Annotated in this window: 3 protein-coding genes; all 3 read right to left on the bottom strand. The window is 38.7% G+C overall.

Going from position 1 to position 1542, the window contains the following annotated elements; genetic code table 11:
- On the bottom strand, positions 1-300 hold a 300-nt coding region (locus BZK16_RS13825; RefSeq protein WP_233145317.1), incomplete at its 3' end, for a hypothetical protein.
- 204 nt (positions 301-504) lie between these two features.
- The gene (gene rplL / locus BZK16_RS13820) at positions 505-873 is read right to left on the bottom strand and encodes a 50S ribosomal protein L7/L12 (RefSeq protein WP_077929463.1); all 369 of its coding nucleotides are present in this window, start codon (positions 871-873) and stop codon (positions 505-507) included.
- Positions 874-924: 51 nt separating this feature from the next.
- Positions 925-1428 carry a 50S ribosomal protein L10 gene (gene rplJ / locus BZK16_RS13815; RefSeq protein ID WP_077929462.1) on the bottom strand — a complete coding sequence of 168 codons (504 nt, stop codon included), beginning with the start codon at positions 1426-1428 and terminating at the stop codon, positions 925-927.
- Between the last annotated feature and the right edge of the window lie 114 nt (positions 1429-1542).

The raw sequence follows: 1542 nt of genomic DNA, 5'->3' as shown, positions 1-1542 counted from the left end.
ACGCAATTGACATTCGCGAACGTCAAAATCTGGCTCACCCATGTGATAATCAACGAATTCCAAGCTCAACGTATAACCTGGCGCCGTTGGCGTTTTAGCTTTCGTTGTGGTAATAGGGAAAATAGATTCGAAGGCAGCTTGTAAGCCTTGGTTTTTGCGCTTCTTACGATTTTCACCTTGCTGAAGGAAATTTTCGTATGAATCTAATTGAATCGATAAAAGATAAGGAACATCCAGAACGCTTGATTGTTTCCCAAAATCTTTACGGATACGTTTTTTTTCTGTAAAAGAATACATTATCAAATCCTCAAGGCTTACTTAGTTAAAGGGTAAACTAGAAAAAGGGCATCATTTCTGAATGTAGCCATAATGTACTTTTTCTAGTTTACAATAGAGACAAGCTACTAAAGGCCAGTGGTTATCCACTAGCCTTTGTCGTAAACATATCTCTAGATATAAATCATCAAATTACAAATTTCCTAAACAATTTTAGAGAAACTGTAATTATTTCAATTCAACTGTAGCACCAGCTTCTTCAAGTTGCTTCTTGATTTCTTCAGCTTCAGCTTTCTCAGCGCCTTCTTTAACAGTTGCAGGAACACCTTCAACCATTGCTTTAGCTTCGCCTAAACCTAAACCTGTGATAGCGCGAACAACTTTGATTACGTTTACTTTGTTAGCACCGAAACCAGTCATAACAACGTCAAAGTCAGTTTTTTCTTCTGCAGCAGCAGCGCCAGCAGCAGGACCTGCAGCTACAGCTACAGCAGCAGTTACGCCGAATTTTTCTTCGATTGCAGAAATCAATTCCATGATTTCAGCAGTTTTCATTTCTTCAATTGCATTTAAAATATCATCTTTAGAAATAGACATTTTAGACTCCTAAAAAATTAATAAATAATAATCTGTTTAAAACAAATAGCATTAAGCTGCTTCTTTCTGATCGCGAACTGCTGCCAAAGTAGCTGCCAATTTTTGTACAGGCGCTTTGAGCACAGCAAGGAACATAGAGATAGCTTGATCTTTCGTTGGAAGAGATGCGATACGCTCAAGAGCGCTGCCATCATAAAGCTCACCATCATGAACGATTGCTTTCACAACCATTTTTTCGTGTGCTTTTTCTTTCAAGAACTCGTGGATTGCACGAACACCTGATACTGGATCTTCTTCGTTCATAGAGAACGCAAGAATGATTGGACCAGTTAGTTGATCGTTAATACTTTCAAAACTGCTATTTGTTAACGCACGCTTAGCCAAGCTGTTTTTTACAACACGGAGATAAACATCACTTTGACGAGCTTTTTCACGTAAAGTCGACAATTGTGATACTGTTAATCCATGATATTCAGCAGCAACTAATGAATGCGCACGACCTGCAATTTCAGAAACTTCAGCAACAACTGCTTGTTTTTCTTGTAAAGTTAACATACGTCACCATAAGTAGTTATTAAACATCCCTTTGCGGGGCCTTACGGATCACTATTAGTTAGGTCACCGTCTACGTAGAATATTAAGCCTTGCGGCATCTACGGTCTCAGACAC

The sequence above is a fragment of the Wohlfahrtiimonas populi genome, assembly GCF_002006795.1.
Lineage (GTDB): Bacteria > Pseudomonadota > Gammaproteobacteria > Cardiobacteriales > Wohlfahrtiimonadaceae > Wohlfahrtiimonas > Wohlfahrtiimonas populi.
This window is presented reverse-complemented; position numbering and strand designations above follow the sequence as displayed.

What these genes read in the sequence shown, in the direction of transcription:
- rplL (WP_077929463.1), bottom strand. Translation starts at nt 873, where the DNA reads ATGTCTATTTCTAAAGATGATATTTTAAATGCAATTGAAGAAATGAAA.
- rplJ (WP_077929462.1), bottom strand. Translation starts at nt 1,428, where the DNA reads ATGTTAACTTTACAAGAAAAACAAGCAGTTGTTGCTGAAGTTTCTGAA.